Source organism: Hoeflea sp. EC-HK425 (assembly GCF_902498795.1).
GTDB classification, from domain to species: domain Bacteria; phylum Pseudomonadota; class Alphaproteobacteria; order Rhizobiales; family Rhizobiaceae; genus Hoeflea; species Hoeflea alexandrii.
Genome location: NZ_LR701572.1, coordinates 2,042,596 through 2,061,219, shown reverse-complemented (window position 1 = coordinate 2,061,219; position 18,624 = coordinate 2,042,596). Strand labels below are relative to the sequence as shown.

Annotated in this window: 16 protein-coding genes; 9 read left to right on the top strand and 7 right to left on the bottom strand. The window is 61.0% G+C overall.

The features are described 5' to 3' along the window. Positions 1 to 58: 58 nt before the first annotated feature. Positions 59 to 991, bottom strand: a complete 933-nt coding sequence (locus tag SPHINGO391_RS12715; protein ID WP_152009172.1) for a formate/nitrite transporter family protein — start codon at positions 989 to 991, stop codon at positions 59 to 61. A 338-nt stretch (positions 992 to 1,329) separates the two neighbouring features. Here SPHINGO391_RS12715 and SPHINGO391_RS12710 point away from each other — a divergent pair, with 338 nt between their 5' ends. Further along, positions 1,330 to 1,572 carry a hypothetical protein gene (locus SPHINGO391_RS12710; protein ID WP_152009171.1) on the top strand — a complete coding sequence of 81 codons (243 nt, stop codon included), beginning with the start codon at positions 1,330 to 1,332 and terminating at the stop codon, positions 1,570 to 1,572. Here SPHINGO391_RS12710 and SPHINGO391_RS12705 read toward each other — a convergent pair. After that, on the bottom strand, positions 1,560 to 2,066 hold the full coding sequence (locus SPHINGO391_RS12705) for a DUF6653 family protein (RefSeq protein ID WP_152009170.1): 507 nt from the start codon (positions 2,064 to 2,066) through the stop codon (positions 1,560 to 1,562). The two genes, SPHINGO391_RS12710 and SPHINGO391_RS12705, sit on opposite strands and share 13 nt — an antisense overlap. A 41-nt stretch (positions 2,067 to 2,107) precedes the next feature. On the opposite strand from SPHINGO391_RS12705, the gene SPHINGO391_RS12700 reads away from it, so the two are divergent. Continuing rightward, a complete protein-coding gene (locus SPHINGO391_RS12700; protein ID WP_152009169.1) occupies positions 2,108 to 2,458 on the top strand; it encodes a cupin domain-containing protein in 351 nt (116 codons plus the stop codon). A 9-nt stretch (positions 2,459 to 2,467) separates the two neighbouring features. Then, positions 2,468 to 3,484 (top strand): NAD(P)H-binding protein, encoded by a 1,017-nt coding sequence (locus SPHINGO391_RS12695; RefSeq protein WP_152009168.1) that lies wholly within the window; start codon positions 2,468 to 2,470, stop codon positions 3,482 to 3,484. Positions 3,485 to 3,495: 11 nt separating this feature from the next. Here the strand turns inward: SPHINGO391_RS12695 and SPHINGO391_RS12690 are convergent, their stop codons facing one another. After that, the gene (locus tag SPHINGO391_RS12690; RefSeq protein ID WP_152009167.1) at positions 3,496 to 4,704 is read right to left on the bottom strand and encodes a cytochrome P450; all 1,209 of its coding nucleotides are present in this window, start codon (positions 4,702 to 4,704) and stop codon (positions 3,496 to 3,498) included. A gap of 133 nt (positions 4,705 to 4,837) precedes the next feature. Beyond that, the gene (locus tag SPHINGO391_RS12685; RefSeq protein WP_152009166.1) at positions 4,838 to 5,431 is read right to left on the bottom strand and encodes a hypothetical protein; all 594 of its coding nucleotides are present in this window, start codon (positions 5,429 to 5,431) and stop codon (positions 4,838 to 4,840) included. Positions 5,432 to 5,885: 454 nt separating this feature from the next. On the opposite strand from SPHINGO391_RS12685, the gene clpP reads away from it, so the two are divergent. The 5 genes from clpP to dnaE all read left to right on the top strand — a co-directional run bounded on the left by clpP (position 5,886) and on the right by dnaE (position 15,529). Then, positions 5,886 to 6,512, top strand: a complete 627-nt coding sequence (gene clpP, locus SPHINGO391_RS12680) for an ATP-dependent Clp endopeptidase proteolytic subunit ClpP (RefSeq protein WP_152009165.1) — start codon at positions 5,886 to 5,888, stop codon at positions 6,510 to 6,512. A 315-nt stretch (positions 6,513 to 6,827) separates the two neighbouring features. After that, positions 6,828 to 8,108 carry an ATP-dependent Clp protease ATP-binding subunit ClpX gene (gene clpX, locus SPHINGO391_RS12675; RefSeq protein ID WP_152009164.1) on the top strand — a complete coding sequence of 427 codons (1,281 nt, stop codon included), beginning with the start codon at positions 6,828 to 6,830 and terminating at the stop codon, positions 8,106 to 8,108. Positions 8,109 to 8,450: 342 nt separating this feature from the next. Next, positions 8,451 to 10,883, top strand: a complete 2,433-nt coding sequence (gene lon / locus SPHINGO391_RS12670) for an endopeptidase La (RefSeq protein ID WP_152009163.1) — start codon at positions 8,451 to 8,453, stop codon at positions 10,881 to 10,883. 249 nt (positions 10,884 to 11,132) lie between these two features. Continuing rightward, positions 11,133 to 11,447 (top strand): DNA-binding protein HupB, encoded by a 315-nt coding sequence (hupB, locus tag SPHINGO391_RS12665; RefSeq protein ID WP_267662127.1) that lies wholly within the window; start codon positions 11,133 to 11,135, stop codon positions 11,445 to 11,447. 521 nt (positions 11,448 to 11,968) lie between these two features. Next, positions 11,969 to 15,529: a DNA polymerase III subunit alpha gene (gene dnaE, locus SPHINGO391_RS12660; RefSeq protein WP_152009161.1), complete on the top strand. Its 3,561-nt coding sequence runs from the start codon at positions 11,969 to 11,971 to the stop codon at positions 15,527 to 15,529. On the opposite strand, the gene SPHINGO391_RS12655 is transcribed toward dnaE, so the two are convergent. Then, positions 15,526 to 16,842, bottom strand: coding sequence for a DNA polymerase IV (locus tag SPHINGO391_RS12655; protein WP_152009160.1), 1,317 nt, complete (start codon positions 16,840 to 16,842; stop codon positions 15,526 to 15,528). The genes dnaE and SPHINGO391_RS12655 overlap by 4 nt on opposite strands. Before the next feature lie 94 nt (positions 16,843 to 16,936). Between SPHINGO391_RS12655 and SPHINGO391_RS12650 the strand changes: the two genes are divergently transcribed. Continuing rightward, the gene (locus tag SPHINGO391_RS12650) at positions 16,937 to 17,515 is read left to right on the top strand and encodes a GNAT family N-acetyltransferase (RefSeq protein WP_152009159.1); all 579 of its coding nucleotides are present in this window, start codon (positions 16,937 to 16,939) and stop codon (positions 17,513 to 17,515) included. 44 nt (positions 17,516 to 17,559) lie between these two features. On the opposite strand, the gene SPHINGO391_RS12645 is transcribed toward SPHINGO391_RS12650, so the two are convergent. Together SPHINGO391_RS12645 and SPHINGO391_RS12640 are read right to left on the bottom strand one after the other, a co-directional pair. After that, entirely contained in the window at positions 17,560 to 18,213 is a 654-nt protein-coding gene (locus SPHINGO391_RS12645) for a hypothetical protein (RefSeq protein ID WP_152009158.1), read from the bottom strand. Further along, positions 18,210 to 18,500 carry a DUF3572 domain-containing protein gene (locus SPHINGO391_RS12640; RefSeq protein WP_244615180.1) on the bottom strand — a complete coding sequence of 97 codons (291 nt, stop codon included), beginning with the start codon at positions 18,498 to 18,500 and terminating at the stop codon, positions 18,210 to 18,212. Before SPHINGO391_RS12640 ends, SPHINGO391_RS12645 begins: the two co-directional genes overlap by 4 nt. Between the last annotated feature and the right edge of the window lie 124 nt (positions 18,501 to 18,624).

Below are 18,624 nucleotides of genomic sequence, written 5' to 3'. Positions count from 1 at the left end.
GGCTGGACTAGGTTTCACACCCGGACGGAACGCACCGGGGCCACCGCGACTGATGGCTCTACATTTCCTGGCTCACCTGGCCGTAAGACAACACGGCGAAAAGCCCGGTTCCGCCGATGACGTTTCCGATGAACACAGGCAGAATGTGGTGGGTAAAGGCGGTCAGGATATTTATCTCGCCAATCGCCACGAGGCTGAAGATTTCGTTGGATCCGGCGATGACATGGGTGAATTCGCCCGCTGCGATGAGCCAGGTAAACAGGATTATCACGATAACTTCGGATCCTTTTGCCGATGGCAGCATCCAGACCAGCGCGGCGATGAAGAAGCCTGCCGGAATCCCGCGCAGCAGCGCGTCCGCCGGCGGTATCTCGGCCACATGACGCGAGATCTCCAGAACCGATGACAGGATCTTGTCATCCAGAATCCCGCTGTGAACGGCCAGAAATGCAGTGAAGAACGTCCCAACCATGTTGGCCGCAAACACGATGCCCCACAAACGCGAGGTGTAGTAGAACTTGGAACGGGTGGGACTGGTCAGCACAGGCAGCACGACGGTGAGTGTGTTTTCAGTAAACAGCTGAAGCCTGCACATGATCACCAGGACAAAGCCGATCGAATAGCCGAAGCTCTCGATTAACGTCAGATAGGGAAGGTCAGGTGCCAGATTGGCCCTGAGCGTGGCTTCTGCCAGAACTGAAGTCGAAATCCCGATGCCTGCCGCGACACCTGACCACCACAGCGATGTCTTCGGACGGTGAAGCTCCTCTTCCCCTTCGCGCAGTATGATGGAGTAAACCGTAAGGGCGGACAGCCGGCCATGTTCAGCCACCGATTCACGCTCGTCACGGGTGAGTGACCTTTCTGATTCCGTCGGTGTCTGCTCTCGCGTCTCCCGCTCTTCCAGCTGGTCGTGGGATTGCTTGTCCGCATCGCTGGTGCTTGAGGAGGCACCTGTTTTCGGCAACCGATTTTCATTCTCCTTGATCATGGAACTCTCCTGTTGCCTCACATTTTCAATGGCTTCTCAGATCGAATTCGCTGACAGCGCAGTGCTCCAGCCATTTCCTCCCAAACATCCAATCTAGGGCAGGCGAGAGAATAAGCACGCCCGGCTCGGATATGAGTGATCGACATTGAGGCCGGATGGATGACGTTTTCGGGTCTGCGCCTTGCCAATCCCCGGGACATCAATTCAAACCGCAATTGATCTCAGACAAGTCGCGCAAGGACCTGACACGCTAGTCTTTGGTGAAAATTACTCAGTGGAGGCCCCCCGTGTTACGCAACCATCTGCACATTCTTTTCACTGCCGCGATAACTATGGTCATGGCGTCTGCGGCATGCGCCCAGTCCGCCAATCCCGCCTGGCTTGATCAGCTCTCCGAACAGCTGGCGGTCGATAAGGATTGCGCCGTCGAGTATTTTCTCAACATGAAGGAAGGCGAGCTTGCCGGCCGGCTGACGTTCGAGGCCCGCGCTCAATGCGCCGATGGCCGTCAGTTCGACGGTTCGCTGACCGAGCCGGCCGAGGATTTTACCATCAGTGAATGCGGCGTTCAGGTCTGCTGAGCAGCATCTCTGCCGAGAGACCGGGTCATGTCTTCCGCTAGCCAGGCCATCCGGTCGCAGAACCACAGCTTGAACACCGAGGCAAGTATAGCGCTCAGGAATGCCGTCCACGGATCGAGAGCCCACAGGCCGTAGGCGAGCGGCAGCAGCGACAGGCCGGAAAGCACTGACAGCATCAGCGCCGAGCGGGCGTGGTGCGCGGGAATGGGCGTGGTCTTGCGCGCCAGCCAGAAGCGTTCACCGAGCACGGCTTTCGATGCCCAGTCGTTGAGATGAGGCGGCGGCGGAAAGGCGCGCGGATTGACAAAGGTCCACGCGATCAGCCCGGCGACAGGCATAAGACACCACCAGCCGATCCAGACGCGCGACCAGATGGCGAGCGTCAGCAGCAAAAGGATCGGAACCCGGGTCCAGAAACTCAGGGGATTGGCATGGCGTGCCCAGGTGGCATCGTCCATCGCCATCGCGCTTTCGATTGCCTTGTCGATCCTCATGGGCTCAATATAGAAGCCACACGCCCTCTTTGCGAGATCAAATGACCATGTCGAGTACCGCCTTTCTTGCCGTCACCGAAACCGTCGAACCCGAAGTCTCACGGCCCGATGCCGAGAAAGTCCTCTCCGGTGATCCGGTGCACACCACCTGGAACCTCGAAGAGCGCGACGGGCTCTATTCCGGCATCTGGCAATCAACCCCGGGAAAATGGCGGATCTCCTACGACGAGTGGGAGTATTGCCGGATCCTTGAGGGTGTTTCGGTCATATCGGAGGATGGTGGTGCGGCTGTCACGGTCAAAGCGGGCAACAGTTTTATCCTCAGGCCCGGCTTCAGGGGAAGCTGGGAAGTCGTTGAAACGACTCGCAAAGACTATGTGATCAGGGTGTAGGCCGTCAGCGTGAGCGCAGATCCTTCAGATCCATCACCGGGCAAGAGGATACTCCTCCTTGGAGCCACCGGAACGATCGGTCGTGCAACGGTGCGTGCGCTTGTCGAGGAGGGCCACGAAGTGGTCTGTTTCCTCAGGCGGAATTCGGGCAGCGGGCTGGGCCATGCTCGTGCGACACCCCTTGATTGGCCAGATGGCGTCATTGTCCGCCAGGGTGACATCACCGATCCGGATAGTCTTGCGCGCCAGGGCCTTTGCGGTGAGCGCTTTGATGCGCTTGTCTCCTGCATGGCATCCCGCACCGGGGTACCCTGCGACGCCTGGGGGGTGGATTACCAGGCCCATTCCGATGCGCTCAAGGTCGTCGGTGAGGCAGGGATTGGGCAGATGGTGCTGCTCTCGGCGATCTGCGTCCAGAAGCCGCTCCTGGAATTCCAGAAAGCCAAGCTCGCCTTTGAGCAGGAACTGATGGCATCAGGCCTCATCCATTCAATCGTCCGGCCGACCGCCTTCTTCAAATCGCTTTCGGGACAGATTGACCGGGTCCGCAAGGGCCAGCCGTTTTTGTTGTTTGGAAACGGCGAACTGACCGCCTGCAAGCCGATCAGCGATCGTGATCTGGGCGCTTTCATCGCAAGCTGTGTCACCGATGAGAGCCGTTGGAACAGGATCTTGCCGGTTGGCGGCCCCGGCCCGGCCATCACCCCGCGCGAGCAGGGGGAAAAGCTGTTTGCCCTGCTGGACAGGACGCCGAAATACAGGCGAGTCCCGGTCGCCATGATGGATGTGATCATCGCCGCGCTCGATGCCGCTGGCAGGCTCTTGCCGCGCCTGCGGGACAAGGCTGAACTGGCGCGGATCGGCCGCTATTACGCAACCGAATCCATGCTCGTGCTCGATCCCGAAACCGGCCGCTACGATGAAAACCTCACCCCTTCCCATGGTTCAGACACGCTGTTCGAATTCTATGAACAGGTGATCCGGGGAAAGGCCCGCGTCGAGCGTGGCGATCACGCCGTGTTCTGAGCCGGCAGCAGCTAGCGGACGACCAGGCTTTCGAGCCCGTGGAAATGGTAGCTGTCGCGGTACCGAGGCGGGGTCTCGATCTTCATCTCAGGCATCCGCTCAAACAGCACCGACAGCGATTCCTGCAATTCGAGCCGGGCAAGCGGCGCGCCGATGCAGAAATGCAGGCCCGCGCCAAAACTCACATTTTTCTGGTCCGGCCGGCCAGGCCTGAAATCATGCGGCGCGTCGAAGGCGGACAGATCCCGGTTGGCGGCGCCGAGCAGCAGGGCAACCTGCTCTCCCGGCTTGAGCGTCACCGGGCCGAGATCGACCTCCTCATAGGCGTAGCGGGTGAACATGTGCAGCGGCGCATCGAAGCGCAGCGCTTCCTCGATGGTCGCCGCGGTCAGCTCGGGCGTTGCGAAGAACCGGCGCGGGTCGCCACCCTGGTCCAGGATCGTCTTCACCGCATTGCCGGTCTGATGCACGGTGGCCTCGTGACCGGCATTGAGCAGCAGCACGCAGGTGGAAATCAGCTCCGCGTCCGAAAGTTTCTCGCCGGTGTCACGCACCGCGATCAGCGCCGAAAGCAGGTCGTCGGCGCCATTGTGCCGGTGGTCTTCGATATGGGCTGTCAGGAACGCACCGAATTCCGATGAGGCGCGATTTGCCTGTTCCTCGGTCTCGCGCGAGCGCTGCGGCACATACATCTCGCACATGGCGTGCGACCAGCTCAGGAGATCCTGGCCGCGTTCGACCGGCACGCCAAGCAACTCGCAGATCACCGTCAAGGGGATCGGCGTCGCAAAGGCGGGCAGCAGGTCGACTGCCTGGCCCGCTGGAAGGGCATCGACCAGCGCGTTGGCAAGCAGGCTGATCCTCGGCCTCAGCCGCTCCACCGAACGCGAGACGAAAGCGCGGTTGACCAGCGTCCTCAGCCGCGTATGGGCAGGAGGCTCGCGCTCGAGCAGAGAGCCGCTTTCGATCCGGTCAAAATCGGTGAGATGTTCGCGGCCCTCGACCGGGTTGAGCGGCGCGCCCCAGCGGTTTTCGCGGCCGAGCCGCCGGTCGCGCAGCAGCGCATTGACCTGATCATAGGCGGCCACGCACCACATGCCGTACTCCTCCCAGAAGAAGACGGGGCCCGCGCGGTGCATCGCGGCGTAGAACTGGTAGGGGTTCTGAACGAAGTCGGGGTTCTTGGGGTCTTGTGAGACGGAAAGTTCAGCTATGGTCATGATGCACGCATTAGCGTGGATCGGAAGCCGGCAAAATCCGGAATCTTGCCGGGCAACAGTTTTTCTCGACTATGGCTCTCAACTGCCGTGACCTTGCTGCGGCCTTCGCTGTCACGTTGCGGCGGCAGGCGGATCAGTTGCAGCGGCGTTTGCCCGAGACCTGAACCCATCCGGCGGATGCGGGCCGGACTTCGACCGTGCGGGCAACAGTCTTGACCACCGGTGGCACGTGCCGGGCAACAGTGCGCGCCGGTTCGATGACTACCGTACGGGTGCGGTGCGCGTAACGTGCCGGGATCCGCTGATGCACGGTCTGTGCCGGCTGGACCACCACCGTGTGGGCCCGCGTGGCATATTGTGCCGGATGCACCACCTTGCACAGCGTCTTCTTGCCATGCACGTGGCGCCACTCCCAACCGACGGACTTGGCGCGAACCATCACGGTCTGGTGCACGGTCTTAGTCACGGCGGGAATATGACGCGCCACCACCCGTTCAGGCTCGATCAGCACCTTCTCGGTCACCTGGCCGTAGCGGGCCGGGATCGTTTCGTGGACAACGCCGCCGGGCCTGACCACCACCTGTTGATGGATGGTCTTGTAGACTGCGGGCTGGTGAACCTGCTGGTAGCAGGCAAGCGCCTTGCCACCGGCGGCTGCCGGCGAGGCGATCGACATTGCCAGGACGACTGCGGCAACGCCGCGACGGACATGCAAGAACTCAGACATGATACACGCTCCCTTGTTGCGGCAGCGGCATTCTGTGTGCCTTCTCCGCGACTTGAGAGAGGACTTTGACTCACTCTTGCACGCAAGGAAAGCAAAACATTAACGAGTGTTAACCCGAAGTCATCCCGGACGAGGAAAACTCACATGGCGATCTGAGGTTCAAGCAGCCATGGCGCACGACCTCTGGACTATGGTTCGCATTTCGAACGACTGTTTGGAGAAGGGGCAGGCAACGGTCCGAAAACATCCGGCAGAGGGACGGAATTTGCACCGCGATCGAGACAATTGCAAAACCGTAACCTGACCTTAACACCGTTGGTGAACAACATCGCTGAGCCGTTTCGCAGCCTTGCGTCTTGAAGCGGCGGGGGGGCACACTCTATGTAGTGGGTTCAATGAGACTGATTCTGGGCAGGCCGCGCCGTCTGCCGGGCCGTTTGACAAGGGAAGCGCAATGAAAAACACAGTTGATAACGCCATGGCCCTGGTGCCCATGGTCGTTGAGCAGACAAACCGCGGCGAACGGTCATACGACATCTATTCGCGGCTGCTCAAGGAGCGCATCATCTTCATCACCGGCCCGGTTGAAGATCACATGGCGACGCTCGTCTGCGCCCAGCTTCTGTTTCTCGAAGCCGAGAACCCGAAGAAGGAAATCGCCATCTACATCAATTCGCCCGGTGGCGTCGTCACCGCCGGCATGGCGATCTACGATACCATGCAGTTCATCCGGCCCGCGGTGTCGACCCTGTGCGTCGGACAGGCGGCATCCATGGGATCGCTGCTGTTGGCTGCCGGTGAGAAGGGCATGCGCTTTGCCACGCCCAACGCCCGCATCATGGTGCATCAGCCGTCCGGCGGGTTCCAGGGGCAGGCCTCCGACATTGAGCGCCATGCGCAGGACATCATCAAGATGAAGCGCCGTCTCAATGACATTTATGTCACCCACACCGGTCAGGACTACGAAACGGTCGAGAAGACTCTCGATCGTGATCACTTCATGACGGCGGATGAAGCGCTCGGCTTCGGTCTCATCGACCGGGTTATCGACAAGCGCGAATACATAGAAACTGACTCCTAAGGACGGGATAAGGGCTTTTTGTTCCACTCAAGCGTCGATTTCCAGTGCGATGCGCTTCCCCTGCAACACGTTTTCGTGTCTCCGGGGTGGCGCAGGCGTCAGAGCGCGCTAGTATGAACGTTAAGTCTATGTTCAATTTCTCTGGCGTAGCATTGCCAGATTGACGGGGATTCGTTGCCACCGGCCTCAGGACTGTTTACCTGTTCGGTCGGATTTGTACCCCAAGATTGCCTGTAAGCGCAGCGTCAGGACGCTGGTGTGGTCAGGCGCCATACATCCGGGCTTCTATGCCGGGATTGCGGGAAGGAAAGTGAAATGAGCAAGGTCAGCGGCAGCAACGGCGGCGATTCAAAGAACACCCTCTATTGCTCTTTCTGCGGCAAGAGCCAGCATGAAGTGCGCAAACTCATTGCCGGTCCCACAGTGTTCATCTGCGATGAATGCGTGGAATTGTGCATGGATATCATCCGCGAGGAAAACAAGTCCTCGATGGTCAAATCCAGCGATGGTGTGCCGTCCCCGCAGGAAATCATCGCCACGCTCGACGAGTATGTGATTGGCCAGCACCAGGCCAAGAAAATCCTCTCGGTCGCGGTTCACAACCATTACAAGCGTCTCAACCACTCCTCCAAATCGGGTGAGGTGGAACTGGCGAAGTCCAACATCCTGCTGGTCGGGCCCACCGGTTGCGGCAAGACCTATCTTGCCCAGACGCTGGCCCGCATCATCGATGTGCCCTTCACAATGGCCGACGCCACCACTTTGACCGAGGCCGGTTATGTCGGTGAAGATGTCGAGAACATCATCCTCAAACTGCTTCAGTCGGCTGATTACAATGTCGAACGTGCCCAGCGCGGCATCGTCTACATCGACGAGGTCGACAAGATCTCCCGCAAGTCGGACAACCCCTCCATCACCCGGGACGTGTCGGGCGAGGGTGTGCAGCAGGCGCTTCTGAAGATCATGGAAGGCACGGTTGCCTCGGTTCCGCCCCAGGGCGGCCGCAAGCACCCGCAGCAGGAATTCCTGCAGGTCGACACCACCAACATCCTGTTCGTCTGCGGTGGCGCATTCGCCGGTCTCGACAAGATCATCTCGGCACGTGGCGAGAAGACCTCGATCGGCTTCGGCGCCAATGTCCGCGCCCAGGACGAACGCCGTGTCGGCGAAGTGCTGCGCGAGCTCGAACCCGAGGATCTGGTGAAGTTCGGCCTGATCCCGGAGTTCATCGGCCGTCTGCCGGTGCTTGCCACGCTCGAGGATCTTGATGAGGCGGCGCTGATCCAGATCCTGACCGAACCGAAGAACGCGCTGGTCAAGCAGTACCAGCGTCTCTTCGAGATGGAAGAGGTGGAGCTGACCTTCCACGAAAGCGCTTTGCAGGAGATCGCCAAGCGCGGCATCATCCGCAAGACCGGCGCCCGTGGCCTGCGCTCGATCATGGAAAAGATCCTGCTCGACACCATGTTCGAACTGCCGGAACTTGAAGGTGTGCGCGAAGTCGTCATTTCCGACGATGTCGTCACCGGCAATGCCCGCCCGCTCTACATTTACGCGGAGCGTGATGGCGATGCCAAGGATTCGGCTTCCGCCTGATCTCTGCCGCGCTTAAGCCGGATTGTTTTAACACGGGCCCTTCGGGGCCCGTTTCCGTTGCCGGTTGCCTTTTCAGGCGGCGCGGGAGGCTGAGCCTGGCCGCATTGAATCGCAATGATTCCGGTGGCTCCAGCTTCCCGCCACTTTCATTCTCTAATATCGTCACGAATCGGTGATGAAACACATCGCCAGAGCTGATCTGACTTGAAACCGGGGCGCCGGTTCTCCAATTAGACTGGAAAGGGTTTTCCCTTCCAAAGGACGCGAATGGCGGTTGCTGGATGAACCGGGGCCGCGTGCCGTGTTGCCACTCGGTCTGAACGGACCACGAAAGGAAATGACATGCCGGACAAAAATGTGAGTTCATCACACAGCCCTGAAGAGGCAGGTATCTATCCCGTCCTTCCCCTGCGCGACATCGTCGTGTTTCCACACATGATCGTGCCGCTGTTTGTCGGCCGCGAAAAGTCGATCCGCGCGCTTGAGGAAGTAATGGGTTCGGACAAGCAGATCATGCTTGCCACCCAGATCAATGCCAGCGATGACGACCCGGAGCCGTCGGGCATCTATGATATCGGCACAATCGCCAATGTGTTGCAGCTGCTCAAGCTTCCCGACGGCACCGTCAAGGTGCTCGTTGAAGGCCGCGCGCGCGCAGAGATTGTCGAATACACCGACCGCGAAGAATATTACGAGGCCCGAGCCGTCGAGCTCGCAGAGCCCGAGGAAGACCCCGTCGAGATCGAGGCGCTGTCGCGCTCGGTGGTTTCCGAGTTTGAAAACTACGTCAAGCTCAACAAGAAGATCTCGCCTGAAGTTGTCGGCGCCGCCAGCCAGATCGATGACTATTCGAAGCTCGCCGACACTGTCGCCTCGCATCTGTCGATCAAGATCCCCGAAAAGCAGGACATGCTTTCGACCGTTTCGGTCAAGGGACGCCTCGAGAAGTCGCTCGGCTTCATGGAAGGCGAGATTTCGGTTCTGCAGGTGGAAAAGCGCATCCGCTCCCGCGTCAAGCGGCAGATGGAGAAGACTCAGCGCGAGTACTATCTCAACGAGCAGATGAAGGCGATCCAGAAGGAACTCGGCGACGGCGAGGACGGCCGCGACGAGATGGCCGAACTGGAAAGCCGCATCTCCAAGACCAAGCTGTCCAAGGAGGCCCGCGAAAAGGCGGACGCCGAGTTCAAGAAGCTCAAGCAGATGAGCCCGATGTCGGCGGAAGCCACCGTCGTGCGCAACTATCTCGACTGGCTTCTGGGACTGCCCTGGGGCAAGAAATCCCGCGTCAAGATCGATCTCAATGCTGCCGAGAAGGTGCTCGAGACCGATCACTACGGTCTGGAAAAGGTCAAGGAGCGGATCATCGAGTATCTTGCCGTCCAGGCCCGCTCGTCCAAGATCAAGGGCCCGATCCTTTGCCTCGTCGGACCTCCCGGCGTGGGCAAGACCTCGCTCGCCAAGTCGATCGCCAAGGCCACGGGCCGCGAATATGTGCGCATGGCGCTTGGTGGCGTTCGTGACGAGGCAGAAATCCGCGGTCACCGCCGCACCTATATCGGCTCGATGCCCGGCAAGGTCGTCCAGTCGATGAAGAAGGCCAAGAAAACCAACCCGCTGTTCCTTCTCGACGAGATCGACAAGATGGGCCAGGATTTCCGTGGCGATCCGTCCTCGGCGCTGCTTGAGGTGCTTGATCCGGAACAGAACTCGACCTTCATGGACCACTATCTCGAGGTTGAGTACGACCTGTCCAACGTGATGTTCATCACCACGGCCAACACGCTCAACATTCCGGCACCGCTGATGGACCGCATGGAAGTGATCCGTATTGCGGGCTACACCGAGGATGAAAAGCTCGAGATCGCCCGCCGGCACCTGCTGCCCAAGGCTGTGCGTGATCATGCGCTCAAGCCCGAGGAGTTCGAGGTCACCGATGAGGCGCTTCTTCAGGTCGTCCGGACCTATACCCGCGAAGCCGGCGTGCGCAATTTCGAGCGCGAACTCATGAAGCTGTCGCGCAAGGCGGTCACGGAGATCCTCAAGACCGGCCAAACCAAGGTATCGGTCGATGCGGACAACCTCTCCGACTATCTCGGCGTGCCGCGTTTCCGTTACGGCGAGGCCGAGTTCGACGATCAGGTCGGTGTGGTCACCGGGCTTGCGTGGACTGAAGTTGGCGGAGAGCTGCTGACCATCGAAGGCGTGATGATGCCCGGCAAGGGCAAGATGACCGTAACCGGCAACCTGCGCGATGTGATGAAGGAATCGATTTCGGCGGCGGCCTCCTATGTCCGCTCGCGTGCTGTCGATTTTGGCATCGAGCCGCCGATGTTCGACAAGCGCGACATCCACGTGCATGTGCCCGAGGGCGCAACGCCCAAGGATGGACCGTCCGCCGGCGTCGGCATGGCCACCGCGATCGTCTCGATCATGACCGGCATCCCGGTGCGCCGCGATGTTGCCATGACCGGCGAGATCACGCTGCGCGGCAGGGTCCTGCCGATCGGCGGCCTCAAGGAAAAGCTGCTCGCGGCACTGCGCGGCGGTATCAAGACCGTGATGATTCCCGAGGACAATGCCAAGGATCTCCCCGAGATCCCCGACAATGTCAAAAACGGTCTCGAGATCATTCCGGTTGCCAAGATGGGCGATGTCCTGCGCCATGCACTGGTGCGGATGCCCGAGGCCATCACCTGGGATCCGGATGCAAAGCCGGAAACGCCGATTGCGGCGGAAGCCGGTGAAGAGGGCGGCGCAACCATCGCGCACTGATCTCCGGCAAGCGGAAAGCAGGAACTCACGGGCGGGAGAATGTCTCCCGCCCGTTTTCATTTGCACGTAGACCAGGTTGCATCTGGCTGTGCCGAAAGGGGACGCCGTGAGCGCCCGCGTCGGCATTCCAGCCAGTTTCCGCTGCCGGACACACGGCAAAGTAACGTTTTCCCTGTGAAAAGCCTTTATAAAGCGCGGGTTTCCGGGGAGTTTGGTTGCACGGAACCGCGAGATGCGTAGGATCACCGCATCGAACGAAATGAGTCGACACAACGCCAGAAAGGGACGGAAATGAACAAGAATGAACTCGTGGCAGCTGTTGCCGAGAAGTCGGGCCTGAGCAAGGGTGACGCAACTTCTGCGGTTGAAGCGGTTTTCGAAACCATCACCGGTGAGCTGAAGAATGGCGGCGACGTCCGTCTGATCGGCTTCGGCAACTTTACGGTTTCGCGCCGCGAAGCGTCCAAGGGCCGTAACCCGCAGACCGGCAAGGAAGTCGACATTCCTGCCCGCAACGTGCCGAAGTTCTCGGCCGGCAAGGGTCTTAAGGACGCCTGCAACTAAGCCATTTCATGGTTCGAGTAACAGGAGCCCGGGCGGCGACGCCCGGGCTTTTTGCTGTCTGGCTACCTGTGCACGAACCTGCAGCCCGGCACGGTTCCACGGGGAATGCCGGTGTATGATCTAAGCCTGTTCAGCCGGTTGAATGGCAGAATCGACGGTGGGGAAAAATCAGATCGCTGCGATTGACATAAGAACAAAAATAGAACATAAATAAAACATAGAGCGAATTCAAAGGAGTTGATCATGACCGCATTCGCCCGTGATATTGCCGCTTTCGTTTCCATGTCCCTGTTTGTCGCCAGTTTTGCCGTTCTCGCGATGGCGTTTTGAAGCGATAGATTTTTCTCAGCCTGCAATCTTCTTTGCCTGCTGCAGCGCAGATGTGTCGGGGTGCCCGGCAGCCAATGTGAATAAGCTGTTCCCGCTCTGGACTTTGTGGTCCGGGTCCTCACAATTGGCTCCTGAGTCTTGTTCTCGTCGGCATGGTGCCGGTCGTGTCGGACGGACGGCAGAGGGCAGCCATGGCGCGGGAAAACAAGTCGGCGAAACTTCTCGCCAATCTGGCATCGGGAACAGATCAGGCACGGCAGCGCAGCGATCAGAAAGATGACCGCGACGCTGGCAGCTGGCCTGGCTTCGTGCATCTCAGGGTCCACTCGGCCTATTCGCTGCTCGAGGGTGCCCTGCCGATCAAGACGCTGATCAAGCGGGCGGTGGCTGACGATCAGCCGGCCTTGGCCATCACCGATACGAACAATCTTTTTGGCGCGCTCGAATTCTCGGTCAAGGCGATGGAAGCGGGCATCCAGCCGCTCATCGGCTGCCAGCTCGACATCGACATGGAGGATGTCCAGACAGGGGATCGCCGGTCCCATCGCGACCATCTTCAAAAGCCGCCATCCATCGTTCTTTATGCTGCAACACCGGTCGGCTATGACCGGCTGGTGGCCCTGGTCAGCCGCGCCTATCTCGGCGGAGACAGCAGCGAGCGTCCGCACATCATGCTGTCTTGGCTCGAGGAAGGCGCAGAGGGTCTGATCGCCCTGACCGGCGCTGCCGGGGGGCCTGTCGACAAGCCCATGCGCGACGGCCATACCGAGCAGGCGAGGGCGCGTCTCGATACGCTCAGGCGGGTTTTTGGCGACGGCCTCTATCTCGAACTCCAGCGCCAGTCCGGATATGACCGGGCTCATGAGGCAAAGATGATCGCGCTGGCCTACGAGGCCGAGGTGCCTCTGGTTGCCACAAATGAAGCGTTCTTTCCCGCGCCCGGTGATTTCGAGGCACATGACGCGTTGATGGCGGTGGCAAACAACGCTGTCATGTCGGATGACCGCCGTCCGCGTCTGAGCGTTGACAATTGTCTCAAGTCCCGCGCCGAGATGACCGCGTTGTTTGCCGACATCCCCGAGGCGCTTGAAAACACCATCGAAATCGCGCGGCGCTGCAGCGCCATTGTCGAGCGCCGCGCCCCGATCCTGCCGCGCTTCACCGGTGGCGGCGAAGAAGATCCGGAGGCAGCGCTGGCAGCCGAAGCGGCGGAATTGCGCCGCCAGTCGATCGAGGGGCTGGACCGGCGGCTCGAACGCATCGGGCTGGCCGAGGGCTACACCGAGGCAGATTATCGCGAGCGGCTCAAGACCGAACTCGACATCATCGAGAACATGAAGTTTCCGGGCTACTTCCTCATCGTTGCCGACTTCATCAAATGGGCCAAGGAGCAGGACATCCCGGTCGGGCCTGGCCGTGGTTCGGGCGCCGGCTCGCTGGTCGCCTATGCGCTCACCATCACTGATGTCGATCCCTTGCGGTTTTCGCTGCTGTTCGAGCGGTTCCTCAACCCCGCCCGCGTGTCGATGCCCGACTTCGACATCGATTTCTGCCAGGACCGCCGCGAAGAGGTGATCCGCTACGTCCAGCGCAAATATGGCCGCGAACAGGTTGGCCAGATCATCACCTTCGGTAGCCTGCAGGCACGTGCGGCGCTGCGCGACGTCGGCCGCGTCCTGGAAATGCCCTACGGGCTGGTCGACCGCATCTGCAAACTGGTACCCAACAACCCCGCCAACCCGACGCCGCTCAACAAGGCGATCGAGGAAGAACCGCGCTTTGCCGAGGAAATGGAGAAGGAGCCCGCGGTCGAACGCCTGCTCGATATTGCCCAGAAGCTCGAGGGGCTCTACCGTCACGCCTCCACTCATGCGGCAGGTATCGTGATCGGCGACCGGCCACTGTCCGAGCTGGTGCCGATGTACCGCGATCCGCGCTCGGACATGCCGGTCACCCAGTTCAACATGAAGTGGGTCGAGCAGGCCGGCCTGGTCAAGTTCGACTTTCTCGGTCTCAAGACGCTCACCGTGCTGAAGACGGCTGTTGGCTTCATCGCCAAGCGCAACATTGCTATCGATCTTGAAGCCCTGCCTCTGGATGACAAGCCGACCTACGAGATGCTCTCGCGCGGCGAGACGGTCGGTGTGTTCCAGGTGGAATCGGCGGGCATGCGCAAGGCGCTGATCGGCATGCGGCCCGACCGCATCGAGGACATCATCGCGCTGGTGGCGCTCTACCGCCCGGGCCCGATGGAGAACATCCCGGTATACAACGCCCGCAAGCATGGCGAGGAGGAGCTTGCCTCGATCCATCCCAAGATCGACGGACTTCTGGCGGAAACCCAAGGGGTGATCGTCTACCAGGAGCAGGTGATGCAGATCGCCCAGGTGCTGGCCGGCTACTCGCTTGGCGAAGCTGACCTGTTGCGCCGCGCCATGGGCAAGAAGATCAAGGAGGAAATGGACAAGCAGCGCGTCCGTTTCGTCGAAGGCGCGGTCGAGCGCGATGTCTCCAAGCCGCAGGCCGACATGATCTTCGATCTTCTGGCCAAGTTCGCGAACTACGGCTTCAACAAATCCCACGCCGCAGCCTACGGCATCGTCTCCTACCAGACCGCCTATCTCAAGGCGCATTATCCGGTCGAATTCCTCGCCGCCTCGATGACGCTCGACATGTCCAACACCGACAAGCTCGTCGATTTCCGCCAGGACGCCCGCCGGCTTGGCATCGAGGTGGTGCCGCCTTCGGTGCAGACCAGCTTCCGTCACTTCGAGACCGGCGAGAACAGGATCTACTACGCCCTGGCCGCCATCAAGGGCGTCGGCGACGCCGCGGTCGAGCACATTGTCGAGGTCCGCGGCGACACCCCTTTTGCCTCGCTCGAGGATTTCTGCACCCGCATCGATCCGCGCCAGGTCAACCGCCGGGTGCTTGAAAGCCTGATTGCCGCCGGCGCATTCGACTGTTTCGGTCATGACCGCGCCATTCTGAGCGGCGGGCTCGATCGCATTCTGGGCTTTGCCCAGCGCGCCCAGGAAAACCGCATCAGCGGCCAGAGCGACATGTTCGGCATCGGTGGCGGCGCGGCCGAAGCCGAGACAATCCAGTTGCCCGCCGCCACCCCCTGGCTGGCGGCCGAGAAGCTGCACCGCGAATACCAGGCGCTGGGCTTTTATCTTTCAGCCCATCCGCTTGATTCCTATAATGATCTTCTCGCCAAGATGCGGGTCCAGACCTGGGCTGACTTCTCGCTGGCTGTGAAGGCCGGAGCCACCGCCGGGCGTCTGGCCGGCACCGTGACCAGCAAGCAGGAACGCAAGACCCGCACCGGCAACAAGATGGGTATCGTCGCCTTTTCCGACAGTTCCGGCCAGTATGAGGCGGTGCTGTTTTCCGAGGGCCTTGCCCTCTACCGTGAACTGCTCGAGCCCGGCAAGTCGATCGTCATTACCGTAAACGCGGAGGAACGGCCCGAGGGTATCGGGCTGCGCATCCAGACCGCCGACTCGCTCGAAGATCGTGCCGCGCGCGGACAGTCGGCGCTCCGGGTCTACATGCGTGATGCCCGGCCGCTCAATTCGGTCTCGACCCATCTCAAGTCGCGCGGCGAGGGCCAGGTGTCCTTCGTCATGATCAAGGATGACGGCCGCCGGGAGATCGAGGTCACTCTGCCGGACCGCTACAAGATCTCGCCGCAACTGGCCTCTGCGCTCAAGGCGGCGCCGGGCGTGCTGGATGTGGAACTGGTCTAGTCTTCGTCCGCCTGCCGCGTCTTGCGCGACGTGCCGAAGGTGTAGCCGGTCTCGACGATGTTGCGCCCGAACTTCTGACGCACCTTGTCGATGGCGCTTTCCGCCACTGCGCGCCGTGCCGCCGCCGGATCGACCAGGTCGGGCGGGTCGGCCCGTTCGGCTCCGGTAAGGTCCGACACCCCGATGCCGATCAGCCGGAATCGATCCTCGCCCAGCTCGCGTTCCAGCAGATGCAGCCCGGTGCGGAAGATCCGGTCGGCGAGCACGGTCGGGTCTTCGAGTTTGAAATTCCGCGTCCGGCTCTTGAAGTCCGAGGTCTTGAGCTTGAGCACCACGGTTTGTCCGGCCACGCCCGATGCCTTGAGGCGCGCGGATACCTTTTCCGAAAGCCGCCGGAGCACCGGGACGAGATCCTTGGCTTGCGACAGGTCTGAATTGAAGGTGGTTTCCGCCGAGACGCTTTTCGCCCCCTCGTTGGCGTGGACAGTCCGGTCGTCCTCGCCGCGCGCCAGGTGATAGAGCCGCTTGCCCATCACGCCGTAGCGGCGCATCAGGGCAGTTTCCTCCATCGTCTGCAACTGCCCGATGGTGCGGACGCCGTCGCGCTCCAGCGTGGCCGCGAAGGCCTTGCCGACGCCCCAGATCAGCGACACGGGTCTGGGCGCCAGGAACGACAGCGCCTCCTGCTTGCCGATCACCGAGAAGCCGCGCGGCTTGTCGAGATCTGAAGCGACCTTGGCGAGGAACTTGCAGTAGGACAGACCGACCGAAAGGGTGATTCCGATCTCGGCCTCGACCCGGGCCGCAAAGCGCGCCAGCGTGCGGGCAGGGGTGTCCTTGTGCAGTCTCTCTGTACCCGCCAGGTCCAGGAACGCCTCGTCGATCGAGATCGGCTGCACCAGCGGCGTCAGCTCCTCCATCATCCGCCGGACCTCTCGCCCGACCCGGACATATTTTTCCATGTCGGGCTTGATGACGATCGCGTCGGGGCAGGCGTCAAGCGCCTTGAACATCGGCATCGCCGAGCGCACGCCGTGAATGCGCGCAATATAGCAGCAGGTCGAGACCACACCCCGCTTGCCGCCGCCGATGATCACCGGCTTGTCGGCGAGGTCCGGATTGTCGCGCTTTTCCACCGTTGCGTAGAACGCATCGCAGTCCATGTGCGCCAGCGTCAGTTCATTGATTTCCGGATGCCGGATAATCCGCGGGCTTCCACAGGCGTGGCAGCGCTTTGCCTCGTTGCGCGCTGGCGTGAGGCAATCGCGGCAGAAGCCCGGAACCGGATCTGAAAGCTGCGGTGTTTGAATCATGGATTTGCAAATGGGAACAAAGGTTGAACATCTGCAGATTACGCAATAACCTTCAGACTCACAAGTCTGACCAATCCGCCGGAGATCAAACAGCGTGACCCTCGAAATCCGTCCTGTTACAGCCGATCTTTGGCCATTGCTCGAAACCCTGTTCGGGCCGCAAGGTGCCTGCTATGGCTGCTGGTGCAGCTATTTCCGGCTGGAGCCGAGACTGCGGGATGCCTTGAGCAGGGATGAGAAGAAACAGTTGCTCGAGCAGGCCACGCAGGAAGCTTTGCCGCCCGGGCTGATCGCGTTGGATGCAGGTGTGCCCGTGGGCTGGGTGCAGGTGACGCCGCGCGCTCACGTGCCGCGCTGGAACACTGTGCGCACGGTCTCCCGGCCGCTGGACGGGGACGATCCATCCGACTCGGGTCTTTGGGCGATCTCGTGCTTTTTCATCCAGTCAAAGCGGCGCGGAGAGGGGATCAGCCGTGCCTTGCTGGATGCGGGGGTCACCCACGCCCGGCACAATGGCGCCCGCATCGTTGAGGCCTGCCCCATCGAAAAGGCCAAGCATTCCAGGTCGGTCGGCCTGTTCGTCGGTTCGGTCTCCGTGTTCGCGCAGGCCGGTTTCGAGCCGGTTGCCGAACGGAAGCCGGGACGGCCGCTGATGCGCAAAGTTCTTGCGTGATCGCCCGGTCTCTTCCTGCTGCGGGCCAGCCGCGACGCCGCCGCTCAGCGGCCGTCGAAATGGGTCTTGATGATGTCTTCGGCATGCGGCCAGTCGCACGCGATGTCCACACCGTCGCCCGGGTGCGGCGCCAGCGCGCGGAACGTGTCATTGGCCATCAGGTTGACCAGCAGTGTATCGGGTACATGTTTGCGCACCGACTGCAGATTGACGAAGATGTCGTCGATGAACACCACCGGGTGCTGCCGTTCCCCGTGCAGCGCCAGGACCGCGGGCCCCTTAGGCTGTTCCGTCGCGATCATCGGGTAATCAAAGCCATGCCGCGAGAGCAGTCTTCTGCGAACCTCGCGGTGGCGTGGCGGCATGGCGGTGAGGAACACGACATCGGCCCGCACGGAAAGCCGCGCCAGGCTGTCGGCTGCTTCTTTGACCGGCGTTTGCCAATTGTCCTGGGCTTCGAAGAAAGCCTCCAGCATCTCGCTCACGGTCTCGCCCGGCGTCTCGCTGCCGTCGGCGCGGTTGAAGACATTTCCGTGCAGGCGGAAAGACGTGGCGCGCAGCTCGTGGCCATTGTGGTCGAGATAGGCCATAAACGGACTGACAAATTCCAGCACGACTTCATCGATGTCGCAGACGATCAAAGGCCGCTCGCCCAGGTGCAGATCGTCATGTTCGGCGTCAGGGATCAACATGGTCATGCCTCGCTCGCGCCGCCCAGCGCATGGAATGCCCACGAGATGGTTTCGGGCTTGGTGCCCGTTGACGCGCAGAAATCCAGCAGCGTCGGTTCATGGCTCATCAGGAAACCGAGAACACCGGCAAGAAACCCCGGTTCTTTGGCTGCCTCGCGAAGGCTGGAGGCCTCAAGCCCGGTCAGGGCCAGGAAACGGCCCATCAGCTCAGGCTCGCCCGCAAGCCAGACAAGCACCGCAATTGCCGTTTCTTCTGCATCCGCCATCGCTGCCTTGTCCTTCCGGAGTCTCATGCACGGTATTCGAAATGACCGATTACCACTTTTTCAACCTAATGGAACTAAGGTGGCGTTGTTGACCGGGTCCGCAAAGCACGTTTTCCGGGGACAAGGCCAGCTCAAAGCCGGTGAAATCCGC

Excerpts from the sequence above, each read along its gene's own strand:
- SPHINGO391_RS12645 (WP_152009158.1), bottom strand. The coding sequence starts at position 18,213 with ATGACCATGTTGATCCCTGACGCCGAACATGACGATCTGCACCTGGGC.
- SPHINGO391_RS12710 (WP_152009171.1), top strand. The coding sequence starts at position 1,330 with ATGGCGTCTGCGGCATGCGCCCAGTCCGCCAATCCCGCCTGGCTTGAT.
- SPHINGO391_RS12685 (WP_152009166.1), bottom strand. The coding sequence starts at position 5,431 with ATGTCTGAGTTCTTGCATGTCCGTCGCGGCGTTGCCGCAGTCGTCCTG.
- SPHINGO391_RS12700 (WP_152009169.1), top strand. The coding sequence starts at position 2,108 with ATGACCATGTCGAGTACCGCCTTTCTTGCCGTCACCGAAACCGTCGAA.
- lon (WP_152009163.1), top strand. The coding sequence starts at position 8,451 with ATGCCGGACAAAAATGTGAGTTCATCACACAGCCCTGAAGAGGCAGGT.
- dnaE (WP_152009161.1), top strand. The coding sequence starts at position 11,969 with ATGGCGCGGGAAAACAAGTCGGCGAAACTTCTCGCCAATCTGGCATCG.
- clpP (WP_152009165.1), top strand. The coding sequence starts at position 5,886 with ATGAAAAACACAGTTGATAACGCCATGGCCCTGGTGCCCATGGTCGTT.
- clpX (WP_152009164.1), top strand. The coding sequence starts at position 6,828 with ATGAGCAAGGTCAGCGGCAGCAACGGCGGCGATTCAAAGAACACCCTC.
- SPHINGO391_RS12655 (WP_152009160.1), bottom strand. The coding sequence starts at position 16,842 with ATGATTCAAACACCGCAGCTTTCAGATCCGGTTCCGGGCTTCTGCCGC.
- SPHINGO391_RS12690 (WP_152009167.1), bottom strand. The coding sequence starts at position 4,704 with ATGACCATAGCTGAACTTTCCGTCTCACAAGACCCCAAGAACCCCGAC.
- SPHINGO391_RS12640 (WP_244615180.1), bottom strand. The coding sequence starts at position 18,500 with ATGAGACTCCGGAAGGACAAGGCAGCGATGGCGGATGCAGAAGAAACG.
- SPHINGO391_RS12705 (WP_152009170.1), bottom strand. The coding sequence starts at position 2,066 with ATGAGGATCGACAAGGCAATCGAAAGCGCGATGGCGATGGACGATGCC.
- SPHINGO391_RS12715 (WP_152009172.1), bottom strand. The coding sequence starts at position 991 with ATGATCAAGGAGAATGAAAATCGGTTGCCGAAAACAGGTGCCTCCTCA.